The 1,018-nt window shown below is 67.7% G+C and carries 2 protein-coding genes; one reads left to right on the top strand and one right to left on the bottom strand.

All coding sequences use genetic code 11. The features are described from left to right. Positions 1 to 293, bottom strand: a 293-nt coding sequence (gene sodX, locus AN218_RS29515; protein ID WP_079132717.1) for a nickel-type superoxide dismutase maturation protease, incomplete at its 3' end; no start/stop codon positions are given. 250 nt (positions 294 to 543) lie between these two features. Between sodX and sodN the strand changes: the two genes are divergently transcribed. Then, positions 544 to 939, top strand: a complete 396-nt coding sequence (gene sodN, locus AN218_RS29510) for a superoxide dismutase, Ni (RefSeq protein WP_070020142.1) — start codon at positions 544 to 546, stop codon at positions 937 to 939. Positions 940 to 1,018 lie beyond the last annotated feature (79 nt).

The raw sequence follows: 1,018 nt of genomic DNA, 5'->3' as shown, positions 1-1,018 counted from the left end.
GCCCGCGGCGAGCGCCGGGGCCCGCGGTCCGGCGAGCTGGGCGGGCGCAGCCGCACCCACGCGCGCGCGACCATCAACTCCTCCGGTACGGCGCCGAACTCCCGGCTGTCGTTGCGCACCTGCGGATTGTCACCGACCACCCACCAGCGCCCGCCGGAACGCCGTTCCACGGCCCGTTTGACGATGAGCAGATCGTGCTGCAGCGGATGCCGCAGCACCATGACGGCACCGGGGCGCGCACGCGATCCGTACTTCACCACCAGCCGGTCCCCGGGGCGCAGCACGGGCAGCATCGACGGGTTGTACACCTCCGCGAGCCCGATCCGCTTCAGCAACCCGCTCACCGTCCCGCTCCTCTGCTCTTCACAGCGCTCTTCACGACCTCGCGGCCCTCACGGTCCTTACAGCCTTGCGATCCCGCGTCCGTCCTCACGTTCACTCAACACCGACTTTTGTCCTAAGCGCTCGGGGGCACACGCGAAAGCGCCTCCCCTACGGAGTAATCTCACAGGTGAGAAGACGATCACGAGGAAGGACGGCTCTATGCTTTCCCGTCTGTTCGCGCCCACGGTCAAGGTCAGCGCCCACTGCGACCTTCCCTGCGGTGTCTACGACCCGGCCCAGGCCCGCATCGAGGCGGAGTCGGTCAAGGCCATCCAGGAGAAGTACCAGGCCAACGACGACCCGCACTTCCGCATGCGGGCCACCACCATCAAGGAGGAGCGGGCCGAGCTGGCCAAGCACCACGTCTCGGTGCTGTGGAGCGACTACTTCAAGCCCCCGCACTTCGAGAAGTACCCGAACCTCCACGAGCTCGTGAACGAGACCCTCAAGGCCCTCTCGACGGCCAAGGGCTCGACCGACCCGGCCACGGGGCAGAAGGCGCTCGACTACATCGCCCAGATCGACAAGATCTTCTGGGAGACGAAGAAGGGCTGAGCGCTCCTCAAGTCCCCTGTCTCCGGGCCCTCTTCGGCCCGGATGCATCTGTCCGCACCCGGCCCGCGCGGCGCCGAAC

Origin of the sequence: Streptomyces nanshensis (assembly GCF_001751255.1) — a bacterium.
Classification (GTDB): Bacteria; Actinomycetota; Actinomycetes; order Streptomycetales; family Streptomycetaceae; genus Streptomyces; species Streptomyces nanshensis_A.
The sequence above is the reverse complement of the archived record's forward strand: the minus strand, read 5'-3'. Positions and strand labels throughout refer to the sequence as shown.